The organism is Methylobacterium sp. WL18 (genome assembly GCF_008040015.1).
GTDB lineage: Bacteria > Pseudomonadota > Alphaproteobacteria > Rhizobiales > Beijerinckiaceae > Methylobacterium > Methylobacterium mesophilicum.
In genome coordinates, this window is the sequence record NZ_VRVD01000499.1 from 1 (window position 1) to 3,478 (window position 3,478).

At 65.9% G+C, this 3,478-nt stretch carries 4 protein-coding genes and 1 pseudogene; 3 read left to right on the forward strand and 2 right to left on the reverse strand.

Translation table 11 applies throughout. The annotated features are described in order from the left end of the window. Nucleotides 1-185: pseudogene (locus FV228_RS23775) on the forward strand (PLP-dependent aminotransferase family protein); the annotation flags it as partial. 263 nt (nucleotides 186-448) lie between these two features. Here FV228_RS23775 and FV228_RS23780 read toward each other — a convergent pair. Further along, entirely contained in the window at nucleotides 449-835 is a 387-nt protein-coding gene (locus tag FV228_RS23780; RefSeq protein ID WP_147856827.1) for a helix-turn-helix domain-containing protein, read from the reverse strand. A 105-nt stretch (nucleotides 836-940) separates the two neighbouring features. Between FV228_RS23780 and FV228_RS23785 the strand changes: the two genes are divergently transcribed. Beyond that, entirely contained in the window at nucleotides 941-1,687 is a 747-nt protein-coding gene (locus tag FV228_RS23785; protein WP_147856828.1) for an NAD(P)-binding domain-containing protein, read from the forward strand. Between the two features lie 36 nt (nucleotides 1,688-1,723). Beyond that, complete coding sequence (locus tag FV228_RS23790; protein WP_147856829.1) at nucleotides 1,724-2,716, forward strand: zinc-dependent alcohol dehydrogenase family protein; 993 nt, start codon at nucleotides 1,724-1,726, stop codon at nucleotides 2,714-2,716. 299 nt (nucleotides 2,717-3,015) lie between these two features. Here FV228_RS23790 and FV228_RS23795 read toward each other — a convergent pair. Further along, nucleotides 3,016-3,478: ATP-binding protein (locus FV228_RS23795; protein ID WP_246694011.1), on the reverse strand; the 463-nt coding region annotated here is incomplete at its 5' end.

Here is a 3,478-nt window from a genome sequence, read left to right on the forward strand (position 1 = left end):
GGATGCGCCTGCCGGACGGGCGCGACGGCGCCGAGGTGGCGCGCCGGGCGCTGGCGCAGGGCATGGTCCTGGCGCCGGGCACCGCCTTCAGCCTCTCCGACGACTGGAACGGCTACATGCGCTTCAACGTCGCCCACTGCATCGACCCGCGCATCCGGCCGATCCTGCGCGCGGCGCTGGGTTGATCGATTCGGGGCCATCCCGGCTATGCGAAGCGAAGCAATCTGGCGGCGCTCCACGTTTGGCCGTGATGCGGCATTTTGTGGGTCTGCGCCCGATAAGCTTGAGCTTAGGGTGACAGCTTTCGACCCAACCCAGACGCTTAGGCCGCCGTCATCGCTTCTCCGAAGCGGACGTTCGTCAGCCTTCCGGCAACTTCAGCTTGGGGTGGGAACCGGACCCTGACCCTTCGCCCTGAAGCGGACGTTCCGGCTCCGACCCAAATGCATCAGCCGGCGACGTCTGCGGACGCGACGCCCATCACCTCCCGGCGTGCGAGAGCCCAGTCGATCAGAGCCTCGATGGACGGCCCGAGCGCAACGCCCATCTCGCTGAGCGCATACTCAACCTTTGGCGGCACCTGGGGGTAGACCGTCCGGGTGACGATGCCGTCCTTCTCCAGCTCCTTGAGCTGCTGGATCAGCATCTTCTGGTTCACGCCCTCGATCCGCTTCTCCAGCTCCGAGAACCGTAGCGGCACCTTCGCGGCAAAGAGCTGGACGATGATGACGATCTTCCACTTACCCTCCAGCACCCGCAGGGTTTCGCTGGTCGCCGCCGCCCACACGAGCTGCTGCTTTGGGTCTTCGCAGAACCAATCGCGCCCCGAACCCATACTTACCTCCAGGTGGGCTACCCACCTTTTGGTAGGTTCTTGCTGATACCTCTACCTACCCATAGTTCCCGCTGCATCGCAACTGACGAGGTCAGGGAACACGGCATGAAGATCGGCATCGTCGGCATCGGACACATCGGCAAGTCCCTGGCCACGAAGCTCAGTGCGGCCGGACACGATGTGAAGGTGGCCAACTCACGCGGCCCTGAGACCATCGGGACCGACGTGCTGTCGTCGGGCGCCCGCGCCGTCACGGCACAGGATGCGGTCTCGAATGTCGACGTCGTCATCCTCTCCATCCCGCCGACCGGCATTCAGAAGATCGCCCCTTTGATCCGGGCGATACCCGAGATGAACGTCGTCATCGACACCTCGAACTATTACCCGATGCGCGATGGGACCATCGACGCCATCGAGGCCGGCCAGGTCGAGAGCCTGTGGGTCTCCGAGCAACTGGGCCGGCCCATCGTCAAGGCCTGGAACGCCATCGGTTCGGGCTCGCTGGCCGAGAAGGGCTCACCATCCGGTACGCCGGAACGCATCGCCATCCCCGTCGCGGCCGACCGCGAGGATGATCGTCGTGTGGGCATGCGTCTCGTGGAGGAGACCGGCTTTGACGCCTTCGACGCGGGGTCCCTGGCGGAGTCGTGGCGCCAACAACCCGGTGCGCCGGGCTACTGCACGGATCTGACGCGGGAGGAGATGCCGGGCGCACTCGCGGCAGCCGACAGGGCCCGCCTACCCAGGCGGCGCGACCTCGTGGTCGCGGTGGTCCAGGAGCGCGTCGGCGACAGCAAGACCAATCCGGATGCCGAGTTCGGCGTTCGCGTCGCGCGTGCGATCTGCCTCTGACATCTGACCAGCGCACTCAAGAGAAGGAAATGACCTATGACCCGCGTTGTACGCTTTCATGAATACGGCTCCGCAGACGTGCTGCGCATCGAGGACATCGAGGTTCCCGGGCCTGCCGCCGATGACGTGCAGATTGCGGTTCGAGCCATCGGCCTCAATCGGGCGGAGGTGATGTTCCGCAAGGGCGCTTACTTGCAGGAAGCGAACTTCCCCTCGCAGCTCGGCTACGAAGCCGCAGGAACGGTCAAAGCGACGGGCCGCGACGTGTCCGCTTTCGCCGAAGGCGACGCCGTCAGTGTCATCCCGACGCTCGACATGTCGCGTTGGCCCACCTACGGCGAGGTCATCAACATTCCTGCCCGCTACGTCGTGAAGCATCCGGCCGCCCTTTCGTTCGAGAAGGCAGCCGCATCTTGGATGCAGTATGTCACCGCCTGGGGTGCTCTGATCGATCAGGCGAAACTCACCGCTGGCGATTTCGTCATCGTGTCGGCTGCGTCGAGCAGCGTCGGCATCGCGGCGTTCCAGATCGCCCGCAGCGTCGGGGCGACGGTGATAGCGACCACCCGCACGAACACCAAGGCGCAGGCGCTGCTCGATGCCGGCGCACATCATGTGATCGCCACGGACGAGGGCGACTTGGCGGCGCGCGTGAAGGAGATCACCAGCGGTAAGGGAGCCCGCGTGGTGTTCGATCCGATCGGTGGTCCTGCTATCGCGCAATTTGCCGAAGTCATGGCCGTGGGCGGCATCCTCCTGGAGTATGGCGCCCTCAGCCCGGACGAAGGGCCATTCCCGCAGTTTGCCGTGCTCGGCAAGAGCCTGACCCTGAAGGGATACCTCTACACCGAGATCGTCAGCGATGATCAGGCGCTTGCCCGTGCGAAGGCCTTCATCATCGAGGGACTGGAAAGCGGCAAGCTCAATCCGCTGGTGTCGCGGACCTTCCCGTTCGACCAGATCCAGGAGGCGACCCAATTTCTTGAGTCCAACGAGCAGATCGGCAAGATCGTCCTCACGCTCGATTGACGACGACGATGCCGGGCTCTCCAGAGTTCGGCATCGCATCACCTGACGGCGATCGGCTGACGCAGCGTCTACTTGCGGGACAATCTGCCCAGCAGCGGACGTTCCCGACTTCTGCAACGGGTCGTGAGTGGCCCCCACGGCTATGTCCGCTCCACGCATCCGCGGTCCGGAAGCGGACGGGCAGGAAACCACCCTTCTCAGACATCACCAGGGCCAAACGGATCACGTCCAAACCCACAGTCAAGTCCCAACCGCGCGTTATAACGGTGAGAGGCGCAACGAACAGATTGCGGTCGGTCTCACGCCGGCAAGGTCAGCTCCGCCTTCAGCCCGCCGAGATCCGAGCGCCCGAGGGTGAGCCCGCCGCCGTAGAGCTCGGCGAGTTCGAGGGTGATCGGCAGCCCGAAGCCGTGGCCCGGCACGCCCTCGTCGAGGCGCCGTCCGCGGGCCATGACCGCCTCGGCGGCCTCGGCTTCGAGGCCGGCCCCGTCATCCTCCACGGCGACCCGGACGCCGCTCGCCTGCGGGAGTGCCGTCACCCGCACCCGGCTGCGGCACCAGCGGCAGGCGTTGTCCACGAGGTTGCCCAGCATCTCGTCGAGGTCCTGCCCCTCGCAGGGCACCGTGAGGTCGCCCGGCACCGCCAGCTCGATCGCCACGCCCTTCTCGGCGTAGAGGCGCACCAGGGCATCGCGCAGGTCCGAGACCCGGGGCGCCAGGGGCGTGCGCCCCCGGGCCTCGGACCTGCGCGATGCCCTGGTG